The following is a 16,673-nucleotide window of genomic DNA, read 5'->3' as shown; positions in this document are numbered from 1 at the left end:
TATAATCAGTGCGGTATTAAAAAGGAAATCTTATGCAACTGACTTTGGTGCGTCATGGTGAAGCAGCCCCAGCAATCAATGGTGTGGACAGTAAACGTCCTTTAACAGAACGTGGGCATTTACAAGCGGAACAAACAGCACAATTTTTAAAAGAAACAGTACAACCAGATGTATTTGTTGTGAGCACGTTATTGAGAGCACAGGAAACATTGTCCCATATACAGGCTTATTTTCCTGAAGTATCAGTATTGATCTGTGACAAAATTAAGCCTGAAGATGATGCAAAATTAGCAATTGAATGGTTGTCACAATTACCATTTGAACGTATTGTGGTGGTATGTCATATGAATGTGGTTGGGCATATTGCTGAACAACTGACACATGAGCATTTTAATCCTTTTGCCTTGGCAGAAGCTCGTATTTATGAGCAAACGGTCATTGCAAATGGTCTATCTACTCAAAATAAAGCCTTTATTCCAACTGTATAAAAGCATTGTTAAAAGAACACACGGCAGAAAACGATAAATGTTGTACTTATGGATGCCTGAAGCCAATGGGGTTTGGCAATGGTCTCGAGGAAGTGATTGGACTACATCTTCGAGTCTGGAACAATTAATACAAGATATTAAACTTTACCAAGGTGAAGAAGCGGTTGTGTTCTTTCCAAGTCGTGAAGTGCAAATTCTTCAACAAAAGTTTAGCAAAGCTCAATATAAACAATTGGGCCCAGATGGTGTTAAATATTTACTTGAAGAATATGTCATTTTACCGATTGACCAAATGAAAGTGTTTTCGCACTTTCAGCAACCCGATCAAGTTTCAGTATTGGGTGTGAATCAACATACGATCACTACAATTCAGCACTCTTTGTCTTTGATTCCTTTAAAGATTGTTTCTTTATTGCCTGACTTTCTAATGTTGTCTATTCCAGAAGAAAATCAGCTGATCTTAGCCAATGTCAATGGGCAATTGTTGGTGCGTGAGAATGAGTTTCTAGGTAATTCAATCGATGATCTTGGTCTGTATTTGGATTTTGCAGATCGAGAAAAAACTTTTTTATATAGTGCGTTGACTGATGCACAAGCGACCAGTTTATTTGCTGTAGCGACAGCTGAACAACGTGAGCCATTTAATTATCAGTTTACTGAAATTAAAAAGGCAAAGCAGCATCCATTTAATGTCTTGCCTAAAGCCAAACAGGCAAATGACGGAGTGTCTCGTTATTGGCAAGCATGTGCAGTTTTAGTGGTGGCTTTGATTGTTGCACAGCTGAGTTATGATGCTCTGCGCTGGTTTAAACTGAAAAAAGTTGCCGATCAAACAGCATTGATTGCAGTAGATCAGTATAAAAAATGGTTTCCCAATGAACAGCGAATTACTGAGGAATCTGTTCAACGTCAGTTTAAGAATAAACTAGAACTTAGTCAGGGTGCGAATACACAGGCATTGCAATTGCTCAGTCGTGTTGGTCCAATTTTGATGCAGCATCAGATTATTGCCAATCGAGTTAATTATGAAACTTCTGTCTTGAACATGGATTTAGTTGCCAAGAGTTCAGAAGCATTACAGACATTGGTCACGCAGTTAAACCAACAAGGTTTTAAGGCGGAGCTGGGTAATATTCAGACACAGGGTGCGACTGTGGTTGGTTTAGTGAAGATACAATGATGAAAACAATGGAAAGCTTTCAAAACCGTTTAGACACGTGGTCCGAAAAGATGACTGACAATTTAGAAAAAATGTCAGCACGTGAACGTATTATGGTTATTTTCACAACGATTTTTGTAATAGTTGCCGCCGTTGGTGCAGCCTTGTGGTATACCCATAAAGCTGCTGAAAAACAACAGTTGCGTTTAAATGAAATGAAAGACCTCGTGGTTTGGATGCAAAGTAATGTAGTTACCATGAAACCTGCGGATGATTTAGCATTAACCACCGCAGATAAAATTCAACGTGTTGCACAACAACAAGGGCTTTCAGTGGCTTCACAACAGGTTGGTGAACAATTTCAAATTGTTGCACAACATCAGAATTATGCTGTTCTGGCAAACTTTCTGACTCAAATCGCGCAGATGGGTGTTAGCTTGGAAAAGATGGAACTGGTTAAAGAGGGCGCACAGATTAAATTAACAGCGACGGTACAGTAAGTACTGAAAATAAACACAGTTCAAGCATAGCCTTTTCAGCATACTGTGCCTATAATGTGGCAACTTAAAAAGCAGTAGACTTTTATAGCTATGTTGTATTCACTTGCTCGCCCTTTGTTGTTTTCTTTAGCACCAGAGCGTGTACATGAACTCACATTATCCATGCTTAAATCTGCCCATAAATTGGGTGCGATGCGTCAAGCTGTTGCGTCAAAACCAGTCACCTGTATGGGGATTGAGTTTCCTAATCCAGTTGGATTAGCTGCAGGTTTGGATAAAAATGGTGCATATATCGATGCCTTAGCGGGTTTGGGTTTTGGTTTTATTGAAATCGGAACCATTACACCTAAACCACAAGAAGGCAATCCACACCCACGTCTTTTCCGTATTCCACAAGCAAAAGCCATCATTAACCGTATGGGTTTTAACAATGATGGGGTAGACAAATTGGTTGAGAATGTCAAAGCAGCAAAATTTAAAGGCATTCTTGGAATCAATATCGGAAAAAATGCCACAACGCCTGTTGAAGACGCTGTTTCAGATTATTTAATTTGTCTAGAAAAAGTTTATCACTACGCATCTTACATTACGGTGAATATTTCTTCACCGAATACGAAAAATTTGCGCTCTTTGCAAAGTGGTCATGCACTGACTGAACTTTTAGAAACCCTCAAAAAACGTCAGTTAGAGTTGGCTGAAGAATTACAGCACTATGTTCCACTTGTTCTCAAAGTTGCACCAGATTTAGATACAACAGATATTGAATTTATTGCTTCACAATTGTTGCAGTTTAAAATTGATGGGCTTATTGTAACCAATACAACTTTATCTCGTGAAGGTGTCGAAGGTCTACCATTTGGTGATGAAGCTGGTGGGTTATCTGGAGCACCTGTATTTGAAAAGAGCACAGCTTGTTTGGCTGCCTTTTCAAAACTATTACAGGGTAAAATTCCGTTAATCGGTGTTGGTGGAATTTTATCGGGTGAACACGCTGTTGCAAAACAACAGGCAGGTGCGAGTTTGGTTCAAATTTATAGTGGTATGATCTATACAGGTCCTACACTGATCAAAGACTGTGTTAATGCTATGACCTAAATATGAATACCCTAGACATTATCATACTGATTATATTGCTCATTGGAGGGCTAAACGGTTTGCGACAAGGATTCGTGAAAGCCTTTGCGAACTTGATAGGATGGATTTTTGCACTGATTGTTGGTGCTAAATATGCCAATATCATCGCACCTTCCATGTCTGCACTCAGTCAAGATCCTGTGGTGCAAAAAATTGCAGCATTTGCATTTATTGTCTTGGTTATTATCGTTTTAACATGGATTGCAACAGCAATTCTCAATCAAATTTTAAAGAGCTTAAAACTAGGTCCTTTAAATCGTTTGGCAGGTGGTGCACTGGGGACCTTGAAAGGTTTATTCATTGTCCTCATAACAATGCAAGGATTAGGTCCTTGGGTTGACAGTTCGCCAACATGGAAACAGTCAAAATTTATTCAAACACTTTTGCCGTTTGCACCCTTAGCTTCAGAAATTTCTAAAGATGCTGCAAATGAAGCATTAAATCATATACAGTCACAAGCGCATCCCGATGACGCTGCTGTGAGAAATACTGAACGATCATCAACATCTGAAGAGGATGATCAATCAGCACATTCGACAAAAAATCCGTTTTATTAGTCCTAGCTGGTCTGCGAGGTAGTTATGTGTGGAGTCGTTGGTATAGCAGGTAAAGCACCTGTAAACCAAATGTTATTTGATGCGTTGACGATGTTACAACATCGTGGACAGGATGCAGCTGGGATTGTGACTTGTCATAATGGTCGTCTTTTCTTGAGAAAAGACAATGGTATGGTTCGTGATGTATTCCATACTCGCCACATGCGCGCATTGCTCGGTAACTATGGTATTGGTCATGTTCGTTATCCAACTGCTGGTTCTTCAAGCAGTGCTGAAGCGCAACCTTTTTACGTAAACTCACCTTATGGGATAACTTTGGCGCACAATGGTAATCTTACCAATGCTGCTGATATTCATGATGATCTGTTTAAAACTGACTTGCGTCATATGAATACAGATTCTGACTCAGAAGTCTTGCTGAATGTGTTTGCACATGAATTGCAAAAATGTGCCTCATTAACACCATCTCCAGACGATATTTTCCATACAGTTAAACGTGTACATGAGCGTTGCAAAGGTGCCTATGGTGTTGTTGCAATGATTACTGGACATGGTTTGGTGGGGTTCCGTGATCCAAATGGTATTCGTCCATTAATCTATGGTTCGCGCCTGACTGAAAATGGTGAAAAAGAATATATCATTGCTTCAGAGTCAGTTGCGATTACTGCATTGGGCTTTAAAGTTGAGCGTGATATTGAGCCGGGTGAAGCGGTATTTATTAACGCTGAAGGTGAGTTCTACTCCCAGCAATGTGCCAGTCAACCACGTTATCGTCCATGTATTTTTGAATATGTGTATTTTGCACGTCCAGATGCCACTATAGATGGAATTTCTGTCTACAAAGCACGCTTGAAAATGGGTGAGACGCTGGCGAAGAAAATTCTTCGTGAATGGGGTGAAGCGCATGATGTTGATGTGGTTATCCCGATTCCAGATACAAGCCGTACATCTGCTTTAGAATTGGCGAATATTCTCGGGGTGAAATTCCGTGAAGGCTTTATGAAAAACCGTTACATCGGTCGTACCTTCATTATGCCAGGTCAACAACAACGTAAAAAATCTGTACGTCAAAAGTTAAACCCAGTTGAACTTGAGTTTAAAGACAAGAACGTGTTGCTGGTGGATGATTCGATCGTACGTGGTACAACCTGTAATGAAATCATTCAAATGGCACGTGACGCAGGTGCAAAAAATGTTTATTTTGCCTCTGCTGCACCGATGGTGAAATATCCAAATGTGTATGGGATCGATATGCCAGCTAAAGCAGAATTGATTGCATCTCATCGTAGTGTTGAAGAAATTCAAAATATTATTGGCGCTGATCGTTTGATTTTCCAAGATTTGGATGATTTAAAAGCTGCGGTGAGAACCAGTAAAGTACCAGAAGTTCAAGAGTTTGATTGTTCGGTTTTTGATGGCGTTTACGTGACTGGCGATATTGACGAACAATATTTAAATGATCTTGAGCAAAGTCGTAATGATACTGCGAAAAAGCAAAAAGATGGTTATATTGATGTCAATATTGATGCATCTTCGGTTGATCTATGTGGTATTAAAGAAGAGATGTAAATCAGAATTGATTTTCATTGAGAAAAAGCGGGAAGTTCCCGCTTTTTTCATTTATAGTGTTTTGCAATGTAATGAGGAATTTTACATTGAAAGATGTCAGCCATTATTTGATAAAAAACAAGAATATGTTGTGGTCTGCGAGTATTTGTTTGCTTGCAGTCATATTGACTATTTTTATTCTCAATACCGTTTTGGGGTTATTGGTACATTATGTCGATCGTGAACAGCAAATTTGGTGGCATGTTTTAAGCCCTTACTGTATTGGGTTGATTATTATCATTATTGGTTGGTCAATTGCCTATGAATTTTATGTTTTTCGTACTGGTGGACACTCATTAGCCAAACAGTTAAAAGCACGTCGTTTAAGTCAGATCGAAAGTACCCCAGAAGAAAGTGTAGCAATTCATCTTGCAGATAAATTTGCAGAAACCTTTGAGATTGATGCACCGACTTTATATGTTTTACCGGATGAAGTTGGTGTTAATGCCTTAACTGCAGGTTTCCACCCAAGAGATACTGTAATTATTTTAACTTGGGGTGCATTGCAGAATCTTGATGAATTAGAACTTTACGGGTTGTTGGGGCATGAGTTTAATCAAATTTTGTCTGGCGAAGCCCGTGAAAATACTCGACTTAAGATTCTTTATAGCGGACTGATTACATTTAGTCAGTTAGGAAGCAAAATTGCCAAGCAAGGTTTTAATCGCTACAACGCCAAAGGCAATCAACATAAATTTGAAACCAGTTTTGTTGCTGTGGGTGGTGTGATTTGGCTATTGGGTAGTATGGGAATTTTAATCAATCGTTTGATTAAATATTTCACATTGGGTGGACGTACTTTTTATAATGACTATAAAACGAAGAAGTTATTGCTGAATAATGCTAATGTGCAGACTTTATTACGTATTTATGTGCATCATGCAGGTTCGCAAATTCATAGTGAATTTTCAGAAGCAATTGCGCATATGTGCTTTGCCAATTCACTGAGTCCACAAAGCTGGTTGAATATTCACCCCAACATTGAAGATCGGATCTATGAGTTGAATCCGACTTTATTGCAAGATTTACAATTAGAAAATTTAAAGAAATTACGCAGTCAGCCGTTGTTTAGCTTGTTGCGTCCCTTAGAAGAGTCTTCTGGTGAAGTCTATAATCCGTGGGTGTCGCCACAGCCATTGCCTTTGTTACGTTTATCGCCCATTAGCTTTGCCCTGAATGATGCGATTAAACCCTTAAATCCAGAAGTGCGCCGTCAAATAGAACGCTCAGATTTAATCCAACGTGCAATGCAGACTGCGACTGGGTCACGTGAGGTTATGGTTGCAATTTTAATGATTCGGCAATATCGCGAGTTTATTCCATCTGATGCTGCGGTGAGTCGAGCCATTATTGACTCATTGTTAAGTATGGATGGGCGTATCCACATCCAAATTTTTCATGATGCTTGTGAAAATCTGGGTAATATGCCTGCAACGAGTGCGCGTCAATTTGTAACGAAACTTGCGAAAATTATTCAGGAAGATGGCGAAATAGGCTTATTGGATGCGCTGTTAATTGAGCGGGTAAAAGCTGAATTACATTTGCTACCGATGCATACACCTTCATCACTTGAAACTGTAAAACCTCAGATTGTGCGTTTAATTGATGCTTTATTGCATGTTCAGCAAATTAACAGTGCCAATCAACTCGATGTACGTTATGAGATTTTAGAACGTGTTTTATCCAAGGATGAGCTTGAGTTATTTGAAGAAATTTCAGATGAGCCGATTGATTTAGGTGAAATCTTAAATGATATTGCAGGTCTATTATTACGTGATCGTTTAAGTATTCTTGGTGTTGCAGAAATTTGCTTATGGAATGATCGGATTATTACCCAAGATGAATTGGATGTATTGCAATTATTGTATTGGCGACTTGGTTTTAAGTCAGATGATATTGTAGATCAAATGCAGAAGAAAAATAGTGTAATGATTATTTAAGCGAGCTTTTAGAAATACAATTTTTAGAAATAGAACTTTTAGAAATAGAGTTAAGAAAGAAAGCTAAGAAAAAGTGAAGCATTTTAAAGCCAAGCAATGTTTCTAACACCATGCACAAAGACATGATGTTAGAATTTAAGCATTAATTAACTTGCCATTGCATCTACAGAAAGTTCAGCAACAGTTGGTTTGGCTTTTTCAGCTTTTAGACCTAATTTATTGAATAACTGTTTGTCTTTGCCTTCACCAGCATTCGGTGTGGTTAATAACTTTTCACCACTAAATAACGAGTTTGCACCAGCCATAAATGCCAAAGCTTGATCTGAGTCGGTCAGTGATTCACGACCAGCAGAAAGACGAATATAGCTATTCGGCATAATAATACGTGCAACTGCAATGGTACGAATCCACTCAGTAACATCAAGCTTTTCTACATCAGCAAGCGGTGTTCCTTCTATTGGAACTAACATATTGATGGGTACAGATTCAGGATGTACAGGCAGGGTTGCTAATTCATGTAATAAACCAATGCGGTCATTGCGGTTTTCACCTAACCCCACAATTCCACCACTACAAACTTTCATACCTGCGTTACGCACATGATCTAAAGTGTTTAAACGATCATCAAAAGTACGGGTGCTGATAATGTGCGAATAATATTCGCGGGAAGTATCTAGGTTGTGATTATAATAATCTAAACCTGCTTCATGGAGACGCTCAGCTTGTGATTGGTTGAGCATACCTAGTGTCATACATGTTTCTAGACCGAGTGCTTTCACTTCACGCACCATTTCTAAGACATATGGCATATCGCGTTCATGTGGATTACGCCAAGCTGCACCCATACAGAAACGAGAAGAGCCAGATTCAAGTGCTTCTTTGGCTTCGCTGATGACTTTCTCTACGGCGATACGCTTTTCAGCTTCTAGTTTTGAGTCATAGCGTGCAGATTGCGAACAATATTTGCAATCTTCAGGGCATTTTCCTGTTTTAATTGAAAGTAAAGTACTGACTTGAATGCTATTTGCTTCAAAATGCTCGCGATGAATTTGTTGAGCCTTAAAGACTAAGTCTAAAAAAGGCTGTTCATATAAAGCTTGAATTTCTTCACGAGCCCAGTCATTACGTACTGTCATTAGTTTAATCCATGATCATCATTATCTATCCCTGTATATAATACATAATTCATGCCAATTCCATAGGGCAAAAATGTTCAAATATGATGGTAACTTACGATTGAAAAGTTCAATCATATAGAAAACTAAAATTATAAATATAGTCGCAAAGTTAACCAGATTTCTTGAAATTTACTTACTAAATTTTATTTTTAAGATTTTAAAAATTCTGGGTTTTAGTCATTAAAAATTAAAAAAAATAACAACTTTGCAAAGATCTGAACATTAAAAGTCAGTCGTTTGATAGACCAAGAATATATTTATAATGAAGATTTTTTATTCAATTGCTCTGCAATAGCCCAGTCAATATGGACTTGCACAACTTCATCATGCGATGTGCGATGTTGGGTCAAAGCTTGAATAATTTCGCTTGAATATGGTGCATTGCCTAAACCTATTGCGATATTTCGCATAAAACTTTGATAACCTGTGCGGCGAAGTGGGCTACCTTCAGTGCAACTTAGAAATGTCTGTTCATCCCAGTGCCAGAGGTCTAATAAACTCATTTGGTCCAAACCATGTCGAGGGTTAAAATCTGTGATGGATGCGGTTTTAGCAAAACTATTCCACGGACAAATCAGTTGGCAATCATCACAGCCAAATACACGATTTCCTATACCACGCCTCAAGTCTTCAGGGATGATTCCTTTATATTCAATGGTTAAATAGGCGATGCATTTGCGTGCATCAAGCATATAAGGTTCGACAATGGCTTGAGTTGGACAGATGTCAATGCAGGCAGTACATGAACCACAATGTGACGTTGCTGGTTCATCAAATGGTAAATCCAGTGAAGTGAAAAGTTCACCTAACACAAAAAAGGAACCTGATTTTTTATGAATGAGTAGGGTATGTTTGCCTGTCCAGCCCATTCCTGCATTTTCGGCAAGTGATTTTTCAAAAACAGGCGCGGAATCTGCAAATGGGCGTGATTCAAATTCACCCACTTTATCTTTAATGATTGTGGCTAAAGTTTTTAAACGGCCACGCATAATTTTATGATAATCACGCCCACGAGCATAACGTGCGATGATGGCCAAATTAGGCTCATCAGGAACATAGCGTGGTTTAGGTGTTTCGACCAAATAATTCATTCGCACACAGATGATACTTTTTGTGCCTGGAACCAATAAGGTAGGATCAGCTCGTTTTTCTAGATTTTCCTCTAAAAACTTCATGTCACCATGATAACCGCGCTTTAAATATTCTTTAAATCTTGGTAATTCAGCTTGAGCATCAGGACGTGCAATGACACAATCAGCAAAGCCCAGTTGCAAAGCCTGTTGTTTGATCCAAGCTTTTAATTCTTGAGGATCAAGCTGTTGCAAAGAAATTGATGAAGTGGTTGATGTTGCTGACATAGTAATCAATGTGCTGAAAAGAGTGAAAATAAAAGGATAAATACATGCAAGCTCAAGTTTATCATAGCCATGAAATTCAAGCATGGGAACGTCGATGGTTTAGTCAACAAAATAGTGCTTTTGGTTTAATGCAACAGGCAGCATGGTCGATTGCTCAGCATTTGCTTCAACTCTTTCAAAATAACTACCCCGAAGTTAAAACGATCGCAGTTTGGTGTGGTCATGGAAATAATGCAGGCGATGGTTACTGTATTGCTAGTTATTTAAAGCAAAGTGGCTATGCTGTAGAAATATTTGCCGCCGAGATTGGTGCATCGACTGACTTGAAGCAAGCCATTCAACTGGCTGAACAAAATCAATTAAAAATTCATTTGGATTTTGATCTTCAAGCATCGTTTGATTGTCATATCGATGCCTTGTTTGGTATTGGTTTAAATCGTGATTTAGATCAAGCATGGCAAACCATCATTCAAAATTTTAATACGCAAACAGGGATTAAAATTGCCGTCGATCTACCAAGTGGTTTAAATGCCAATACAGGTCAAACACAACCTATTGCGGTCAAAGTAGATTATACATTTACTATTTTGGGGCTTAAAGCAGGATTATTTACAGGGTTGGGTAAAGAATATTCTGGACAAATTGAAACGATTTCTCTGATTCCAACTGACTCAGCACTAAAAGCAGTAGCACTATTAGCGCCTCAACAAATTCAATTGCCACAACGTCAAGCCTTTGGACATAAGGGCAGTTATGGGCATGTCTTGGTCGTTGGTGGTCATGCAGATATGGGGGGAGCAGTGATCTTAGCTGCTGAGTCTGCATTTTGTGCGGGTGCTGGAAAAGTGAGTATTGTCTGTCACCAAAAACATCATACGGCTATTTTGGCGCGATCACCTAATATTATGGTCAAAGATATTAATGTGTTTACTGAAGATGAGATTCAATCTTTAATCAATCATGTGGATGCAGTGAGTTTTGGTATGGGCTTAGGTCGAGATGATTGGGCTGAACAACAATTTTTAAAATGGTTTAAACCCATCTGTGCAAGTACACATTTACAGGTGGTTTTTGATGCGGATGCTTTATGGTTTTTGGCAACGCAAAACACCCAACTCAGTCCAAACACTTATCTGACACCACATCCCGGAGAGGCAGCGAAACTACTCGATTGCTCCATTGCTGAGATTGAGTCTGATCGTATAGCTGCCATCCACAGGCTAAAAAAGAAATACTCAGGCAAGTGGGTATTGAAAGGAGCAGGCAGCTTAATTCTCGAAGATAAGCTGTGGATTTGTACTGCAGGCAATCCTGGTATGGGCACTGGCGGAATGGGAGATGTTTTGGCAGGAATGATTGCCAGTTTAAAGGCTCAATTTGCCGAAAATGTGCAATTACATGATATTGTCACTTTACATGCACAGGCTGGTGATTATCTTGCACAACAAGGTATTCGTGGTTTACAGGCACAACATATGGCACATGCTGTGTACCGTGTGATTAATTCGTGTCAGGAGTAAAATAGACAATGTATGCGGTTAAACTGTTGATATATGGTAATGTACAAGGTGTTGGCTATCGTCGCTGGTTTGAGAAAGAAGCACTACAGTTAGAACTCAAAGGTTATGTCAAAAACTTAGTATCTGGTGAGGTTGAAGCGGTTGTCGTTGGAGATGAGCAAGCAATTCTACGTTTAATTCGTCATTGTTATGTCGGACCGTTAAGGGCTGAGGTCACCAGTATTGAACAGTACAAAATCAATCATGATTTAGATTTTACTGATTTTGAAATGATTCGTTAAATCAGCCATTTGGCATAAAAATACTTGTAGATATGTTAAAATGATCACTAAAATATTTTTATTCAGTTGCTTTTTGATGTGTAGTATTCACAGTAGTGTTGTTGCGCAAACAAATGAAAAAATGGCTGAAAATCATCATGCTAAAACTATTCTAAAAGATTTAGACTTTGAAACAGTGATCAATACTTTTTATCAAAAACAGCTTCAAACTACAAAGATTGATCAATTGGATCAGCAAAATATTTCCTATATCGGCATTAAAAATGCAGAATATACCAATGCTTTAAATAGTGATGATGCGGTGGTGGTGTTTAGTCCCGCTCGTACCTATCGAAATGCACAAAATGAATTACGTTATGTGTTCACAACTACTGAAGTTTCAGTAGATAAAAATAACCATGAGCTTAATTTTTGTGGGGCATGTGCGACTTTTACCCGAGTTTACATCTTTAAGAAAAATGCTTCTTCACAATTTGAACTGATCAGCCAAAGTCAGGATGAAAACAGTTGGATGAATGCTGATTTTAATTATTTGCCATATCCGACCTCAGATATTGTAAAAAATATTCGTAAAGTGGGACCACAAATCAAAGCCTATGTGGAAGAACAAGAATTTAGTCGTCAAGGTTACTCAAGCACCACTTTATATATCGTTCCTTTTGATGAAAAACCGTATATTAAAAAGTTAATTGTTGCAGAAATTGGCAATGACAATGAAGTCTCAGGGAGTGAGCAAATTTATAATACCCAAGGTGATTATCAATTCCTAAGCACCGTACATGATGGTTTATATGATATTGAAATTGCCTATACAGGTACCCAACGAATTTATATCGCAGATCGTGCTAAAATTATCCCTATAAATGAAACCCATGTTTATCACTACAATGAGAAACAGCAAAAATATATTCGAGTGAAATAAAATGTTAGAGAAGTATTTAATTGTTGGAATTGTTTTTGCAGCATGTATTGTGTTGATTATATACACGCAGATGGATAGTCGTAAAAAAGAAGATAAAACACTGAGCTTCAAAGAGAAGTTACAGAAAGAGTTTCCGAATTATAAAATTCTTGAACGAAATCAAAGTTTCATTATTTCTCGTGAGGGTAGTAACCCACGTATTCCAGAAGAATTGGTCTTAATTCGAGTCGATCCAGAACAGAAGAAAAATTTGAGAAACTCAGGAAAGATGTTGATTGCAACGTACTCTAAACAACCCAGTATTCGAGAGGTGCGTAAAGATGCACTGCCTTATTTAAATTAACTGAGGCGATTGAAATATAGCGAAGTGGATTCTTATTTAAAAATTTTCTAATTCGATAAAATATTTTGGCTTGATCTAAGAACGTATAAAACTTGATTTTGTATATTTACAGGCTAGGTACAGATGAGGCTTCATCTGTACCTTGATTTATAAATTGTAGATTGTGTGAATATATTAGCGTCTACGACTACTATTGCGGCTACGTCCTCGTGCCATACCACCTAAGGCATTCAGTACGGCTAACTTACTCATACTGCCTGAAGCATGTGCGTGGCAAATTGCGGCTGCAAGCGCATCAGCAGCATCTTGTTGAGGCTTCACTGAAAGATTCAAAAGCTTCATCACCATCATTTGCACTTGTTCTTTGTCTGCAGCACCATAACCGACAACAGATTGTTTAATTTGCCGAGCAGTATATTCAGCAACTTGCAGATCTAAATTGACCAAGGCTGCAATAGCCGCACCACGGGCTTGACCTAGCTTTAATGCTGAGTCTGGGTTTTGTGCCATAAACACTTGTTCAACCGCTGCTTCTGTCGGACCATGGAATTGAACAATACGATCGATTCCTGCAAAAATTCGTTTTAAACGTTCAGGCATTTCGGTTGTTTCAGTACGAATCGTACCTGCATCAATAAAAGAAAGTTTTTGACCATCTTTTTCAATAATCCCGTAACCTGTTAAACGTGAGCCGGGATCAATTCCAATAATTAAGGGCATAATACTGTTTATCGTAAATCTTGTTTTGATTATATGATGCTATCCAGCGATTGTAAGTAAAATTTTAACTTATTGGCTGTATAATCAAACAACAAACAGGAGTGTTTGCTTGAAGAGTTTTGTACAAATTAAAAACCAGCATGTGTATTGGATTCATCGTTTAATCACATTGATCTATCTGCTGGGTTTTATCTTACTCGGTTTTGGAATATTGCAGAAATTTGACTTAGATGCATTGATTGCCTTTTTGATATTAGTATTAGTTTTCGGCTGGATGATGTATTTGCATTTTATCGCCTCATTAGAAGCTGAAAAAGGTTCAGAAAGAGGGCGTCGTATTTCGCGATTTATTGCAGTGATTTTAGTGTTTCTATTTCCGATTGGGACAATATTGGCACTGTATTTATTTTATAAAACATCCTCTAATGAATGGCAAAAATAAAGAAATTAGAGATTAAACACAAAATTGCCCTTTAAAAATTTGGGAAAGCCCTTATAAATATATCAGTGATGAAATTCATGGCATTTAATGTATGACTTTCAAAGCTGAAATTTAATTTATCTTTGAGATGCTTTGTTTCGATGAAACTTTTTCCTATTATTTTGATTGGTATCATTCTTGAAATTGCTGTGTGGATTGGCGTTGCACAATTCATTAGTGGTTGGTACGTATTCTTCTGGTTTATCATTGCTTTTGTGATTGGTTTAAATCTATTACGTTCCAGCACTTCAACCATCATGCCACAATTACAGCAAATGCAAATGACAGGAATGATGGGAAATGATCCTGCGATTGCTAAAAAAATGGCAACAGCATTTGCGGGCATTTTATTGATGATTCCTGGTTTGATCACAGATGTTTTAGCCTTGTTGGTGATTTTACCGCCTGTTCAGAATGCAATTAAAAATGCAGGAATGAAATATATGGCGAAAAAACAGCAAGCCATGATGAATAATATGATGGGGGGAATGGGTAATATGGGGGATGCGCAAGGGCAAAATCCATTTGCAGATTTAATGCGTCAAATGCAGGATATGCAAAACCAACAATCTGGTGGTCAATATCGTGATTCCACAATTATTGATGGTGAAGCACATGAGGTTGAACCAGAACATAAGCAAATTGAACTCAAAGATGTGAATAAAAAATAAAGCCATCGCTAATATGATTTAACTTAAAAGCTGAGTCGAAAGATTCAGCTTTTTTTATCGCTAAAATTTGTAGTTTTCAATTCAATATGTTTGATCAACAAAATATTGATCATGTCGGGTGACGATTTTTGTTGAGTTGAATGATGTAGCTTTGATTGAGATCGACATCGGAATATTAGGTACTTGATTGTTTAGGTATACTTTCTGAGCGAACAAACAATATCACTATTCAAGATGTAGGATTATTTCTTAAATGATTGATCAAACGGTATAATTGGCTCGCCCTAAGCGATAAGATTAAATTATGTCGATGTTATTGACCATTTGTGCACTACATTTTGTAGCACAACTCAGTCCAGGACCAGATGTTTTATTGGTTGCTAAAAGCTCAGCATCTACTACACGTGCCAATACACTTAAAATTATATTGGGCATATCTGCAGGTGTCGTGGTTTGGGTGATTTTAACGCTATTGGGCTTTACGGTTTTATTAGAACATTGGCCTTGGATTCAGCAAGTATTGATGTTGATTGGTGGATTCTTTTTGGCTCGAATGGGTTACGCCATGCTAAAGGGTGGTATTGCCACACTTAAACAAAATACCAATCTCGATGGGGTCATTGAACATGCACCTAAAAATTATTTCCTTTTGGGACTTTTTACAAATTTAGCTAATCCTAAAATTGTGATTTATTTCAGTAGTGTTTTTTCATTGGCGTTAAGTTCAAGTGCAGGATTAAACTTAAAACCACAATTGGCAGTGATCATTCCGATTCAGACATTTTTAGTGTTTAGTCTATTGATGTTGATTATGTCGGTTCCCAAAATAAAAGCAATCTATCAACGTTCTGGAAGCTATATCGATATTCTCTCTGGAAGCTTCTTCTTATTATTTGCAGCCTTTCTTTGGGTGGATGTACTTAAAATGTTTTATTGATTTTCATTATTTTGAGAAGTTGTTTTTTCATTATCGACATGTTTTGTCGGGTTCTCGCCAAGCTGTTCTTGGGTCTGATAACGATGTGGATCTAAAGTTTTGATATTGTTTTCGGACTCAGCGTATCTACGGCTACGGTTGGCGCGTTCACGTAAACCACCTTTTTTGATCAGTTGTACCAAAATAATCTCCAAAAAAATTTAATATTTGTCTAGGGTTGAATTATACCTTGAATACGTATGATACAGGATATTGAATACTGGGTATTGAGTGGTGTATAGGTTTGAATTGAGAGTGTTTTTTGGTTTTAAGCTGAAGTTTATCTAAGCTTATGAATTTTAAAGTAAATAAATAGAAACAAAATTTGCTTGTCAAACATTACTATTCATGTAAACTAAAAATGTAGTTAAATTTTTACATTACTTATATGGATATAATAGTAGTGTAATAAATAAAAACAATAATAGTGCGACAAGAAGGAGATCCAAAGATGATTTTACAATATCATTGTGCTTGCTGTAATGAAACAGTGACTTCGACACAAAAAGTTTGTCCGAAATGTGGCTCTCAGCATATCAAAAGCCCATATGGCTTATGGACTTTTTGCTTAGTGGCTTGTTTGATTGTGGCTGTCACCTTTAAAGTTGGGCATTTATATATTCAAAATCATAATACTGAAGCGCCTGAACAAATTTCAATATTAAGTGTTTTACAACAGGATGCTAAGCCTGGTTCACAGTAATTGATTTTTTATTTTCCAAAATAAGATGAAGTACATGCAAATAATAGAGATAAAAGAAGATAAGTGTTTTTTGATTTAATTTAAATTGAAACTGCTAGAGAGGAGGGAATTTTTTGAGGTATATATTTCCATAT

The 16,673-nt window shown here is 37.6% G+C and carries 19 protein-coding genes; 15 read left to right on the top strand and 4 right to left on the bottom strand.

Annotation, left to right across the window (positions count from 1 at the left end; genetic code table 11):
• Positions 1–32: 32 nt before the first annotated feature.
• The 7 genes from sixA (at position 33) to F938_RS12240 (ending at position 7,386) form a co-directional block, all read left to right on the top strand.
• A complete protein-coding gene (sixA, locus tag F938_RS12270; RefSeq protein ID WP_004824336.1) occupies positions 33–488 on the top strand; it encodes a phosphohistidine phosphatase SixA in 456 nt (151 codons plus the stop codon).
• A gap of 37 nt (positions 489–525) precedes the next feature.
• Positions 526–1,668 carry a type II secretion system protein GspL gene (gene gspL, locus F938_RS12265; RefSeq protein WP_005032155.1) on the top strand — a complete coding sequence of 381 codons (1,143 nt, stop codon included), beginning with the start codon at positions 526–528 and terminating at the stop codon, positions 1,666–1,668.
• Complete coding sequence (locus F938_RS12260) at positions 1,668–2,147, top strand: type II secretion system protein GspM (RefSeq protein ID WP_010591075.1); 480 nt, start codon at positions 1,668–1,670, stop codon at positions 2,145–2,147. Before gspL ends, F938_RS12260 begins: the two co-directional genes overlap by 1 nt.
• 90 nt (positions 2,148–2,237) lie before the next feature.
• Positions 2,238–3,242: a quinone-dependent dihydroorotate dehydrogenase gene (locus tag F938_RS12255; RefSeq protein ID WP_005032153.1), complete on the top strand. Its 1,005-nt coding sequence runs from the start codon at positions 2,238–2,240 to the stop codon at positions 3,240–3,242.
• A gap of 2 nt (positions 3,243–3,244) precedes the next feature.
• Positions 3,245–3,838 carry a CvpA family protein gene (locus F938_RS12250; protein ID WP_005032151.1) on the top strand — a complete coding sequence of 198 codons (594 nt, stop codon included), beginning with the start codon at positions 3,245–3,247 and terminating at the stop codon, positions 3,836–3,838.
• 24 nt (positions 3,839–3,862) lie between these two features.
• Complete coding sequence (purF, locus tag F938_RS12245; protein ID WP_004824330.1) at positions 3,863–5,407, top strand: amidophosphoribosyltransferase; 1,545 nt, start codon at positions 3,863–3,865, stop codon at positions 5,405–5,407.
• 86 nt (positions 5,408–5,493) lie between these two features.
• The gene (locus F938_RS12240; RefSeq protein WP_005032149.1) at positions 5,494–7,386 is read left to right on the top strand and encodes a M48 family metalloprotease; all 1,893 of its coding nucleotides are present in this window, start codon (positions 5,494–5,496) and stop codon (positions 7,384–7,386) included.
• Between the two features lie 146 nt (positions 7,387–7,532).
• Here the strand turns inward: F938_RS12240 and bioB are convergent, their stop codons facing one another.
• Positions 7,533–8,522: a biotin synthase BioB gene (gene bioB, locus F938_RS12235; protein ID WP_004824326.1), complete on the bottom strand. Its 990-nt coding sequence runs from the start codon at positions 8,520–8,522 to the stop codon at positions 7,533–7,535.
• Positions 8,523–8,821: 299 nt separating this feature from the next.
• The gene (gene queG / locus F938_RS12230) at positions 8,822–9,922 is read right to left on the bottom strand and encodes a tRNA epoxyqueuosine(34) reductase QueG (RefSeq protein ID WP_005032146.1); all 1,101 of its coding nucleotides are present in this window, start codon (positions 9,920–9,922) and stop codon (positions 8,822–8,824) included.
• A 44-nt stretch (positions 9,923–9,966) separates the two neighbouring features.
• On the opposite strand from queG, the gene F938_RS12225 reads away from it, so the two are divergent.
• The 4 genes from F938_RS12225 (at position 9,967) to F938_RS12210 (ending at position 12,988) form a co-directional block, all read left to right on the top strand.
• Entirely contained in the window at positions 9,967–11,442 is a 1,476-nt protein-coding gene (locus F938_RS12225) for a bifunctional ADP-dependent NAD(P)H-hydrate dehydratase/NAD(P)H-hydrate epimerase (RefSeq protein ID WP_005032144.1), read from the top strand.
• Positions 11,443–11,450: 8 nt separating this feature from the next.
• Positions 11,451–11,723: an acylphosphatase gene (locus F938_RS12220; RefSeq protein WP_004824321.1), complete on the top strand. Its 273-nt coding sequence runs from the start codon at positions 11,451–11,453 to the stop codon at positions 11,721–11,723.
• A gap of 121 nt (positions 11,724–11,844) precedes the next feature.
• Positions 11,845–12,645, top strand: a complete 801-nt coding sequence (locus tag F938_RS12215; protein ID WP_228129515.1) for a hypothetical protein — start codon at positions 11,845–11,847, stop codon at positions 12,643–12,645.
• A gap of 1 nt (position 12,646) precedes the next feature.
• Positions 12,647–12,988 carry a hypothetical protein gene (locus F938_RS12210; RefSeq protein WP_005032140.1) on the top strand — a complete coding sequence of 114 codons (342 nt, stop codon included), beginning with the start codon at positions 12,647–12,649 and terminating at the stop codon, positions 12,986–12,988.
• 174 nt (positions 12,989–13,162) lie between these two features.
• On the opposite strand, the gene ruvC is transcribed toward F938_RS12210, so the two are convergent.
• A complete protein-coding gene (gene ruvC, locus F938_RS12205) occupies positions 13,163–13,708 on the bottom strand; it encodes a crossover junction endodeoxyribonuclease RuvC (RefSeq protein WP_004824318.1) in 546 nt (181 codons plus the stop codon).
• 109 nt (positions 13,709–13,817) lie between these two features.
• Here ruvC and F938_RS12200 point away from each other — a divergent pair, with 109 nt between their 5' ends.
• The 3 genes from F938_RS12200 (at position 13,818) to F938_RS12190 (ending at position 15,797) form a co-directional block, all read left to right on the top strand.
• Positions 13,818–14,150, top strand: a complete 333-nt coding sequence (locus F938_RS12200) for a hypothetical protein (RefSeq protein ID WP_005032139.1) — start codon at positions 13,818–13,820, stop codon at positions 14,148–14,150.
• 140 nt (positions 14,151–14,290) lie between these two features.
• Positions 14,291–14,860, top strand: a complete 570-nt coding sequence (locus F938_RS12195) for an FxsA family protein (protein WP_004824315.1) — start codon at positions 14,291–14,293, stop codon at positions 14,858–14,860.
• Between the two features lie 304 nt (positions 14,861–15,164).
• Entirely contained in the window at positions 15,165–15,797 is a 633-nt protein-coding gene (locus F938_RS12190) for a LysE family transporter (RefSeq protein WP_026040320.1), read from the top strand.
• Here the strand turns inward: F938_RS12190 and F938_RS12185 are convergent.
• Positions 15,791–15,979, bottom strand: coding sequence for a hypothetical protein (locus F938_RS12185; protein ID WP_005032134.1), 189 nt, complete (start codon positions 15,977–15,979; stop codon positions 15,791–15,793). The genes F938_RS12190 and F938_RS12185 overlap by 7 nt on opposite strands.
• A gap of 308 nt (positions 15,980–16,287) precedes the next feature.
• Between F938_RS12185 and F938_RS12180 the strand changes: the two genes are divergently transcribed.
• Positions 16,288–16,539: a hypothetical protein gene (locus tag F938_RS12180; RefSeq protein ID WP_004824312.1), complete on the top strand. Its 252-nt coding sequence runs from the start codon at positions 16,288–16,290 to the stop codon at positions 16,537–16,539.
• The last annotated feature ends 134 nt before the right edge of the window (positions 16,540–16,673 follow it).

Origin of the sequence: Acinetobacter bereziniae LMG 1003 = CIP 70.12, from assembly GCF_000368925.1 — a bacterium.
In the GTDB taxonomy this organism is placed as follows: domain Bacteria; phylum Pseudomonadota; class Gammaproteobacteria; order Pseudomonadales; family Moraxellaceae; genus Acinetobacter; species Acinetobacter bereziniae.
This window is presented reverse-complemented; position numbering and strand designations above follow the sequence as displayed.

Coding starts and splice junctions, on each gene's coding strand:
- sixA (WP_004824336.1), top strand. CDS start 33: ATGCAACTGACTTTGGTGCGTCATGGTGAAGCAGCCCCAGCAATCAAT.
- gspL (WP_005032155.1), top strand. CDS start 526: ATGTTGTACTTATGGATGCCTGAAGCCAATGGGGTTTGGCAATGGTCT.
- F938_RS12260 (WP_010591075.1), top strand. CDS start 1,668: ATGAAAACAATGGAAAGCTTTCAAAACCGTTTAGACACGTGGTCCGAA.
- F938_RS12255 (WP_005032153.1), top strand. CDS start 2,238: ATGTTGTATTCACTTGCTCGCCCTTTGTTGTTTTCTTTAGCACCAGAG.
- F938_RS12250 (WP_005032151.1), top strand. CDS start 3,245: ATGAATACCCTAGACATTATCATACTGATTATATTGCTCATTGGAGGG.
- purF (WP_004824330.1), top strand. CDS start 3,863: ATGTGTGGAGTCGTTGGTATAGCAGGTAAAGCACCTGTAAACCAAATG.
- bioB (WP_004824326.1), bottom strand. CDS start 8,522: ATGACAGTACGTAATGACTGGGCTCGTGAAGAAATTCAAGCTTTATAT.
- queG (WP_005032146.1), bottom strand. CDS start 9,922: ATGTCAGCAACATCAACCACTTCATCAATTTCTTTGCAACAGCTTGAT.
- F938_RS12225 (WP_005032144.1), top strand. CDS start 9,967: ATGCAAGCTCAAGTTTATCATAGCCATGAAATTCAAGCATGGGAACGT.
- F938_RS12220 (WP_004824321.1), top strand. CDS start 11,451: ATGTATGCGGTTAAACTGTTGATATATGGTAATGTACAAGGTGTTGGC.
- F938_RS12215 (WP_228129515.1), top strand. CDS start 11,845: ATGGCTGAAAATCATCATGCTAAAACTATTCTAAAAGATTTAGACTTT.
- F938_RS12210 (WP_005032140.1), top strand. CDS start 12,647: ATGTTAGAGAAGTATTTAATTGTTGGAATTGTTTTTGCAGCATGTATT.
- ruvC (WP_004824318.1), bottom strand. CDS start 13,708: ATGCCCTTAATTATTGGAATTGATCCCGGCTCACGTTTAACAGGTTAC.
- F938_RS12195 (WP_004824315.1), top strand. CDS start 14,291: ATGAAACTTTTTCCTATTATTTTGATTGGTATCATTCTTGAAATTGCT.
- F938_RS12190 (WP_026040320.1), top strand. CDS start 15,165: ATGTCGATGTTATTGACCATTTGTGCACTACATTTTGTAGCACAACTC.
- F938_RS12180 (WP_004824312.1), top strand. CDS start 16,288: ATGATTTTACAATATCATTGTGCTTGCTGTAATGAAACAGTGACTTCG.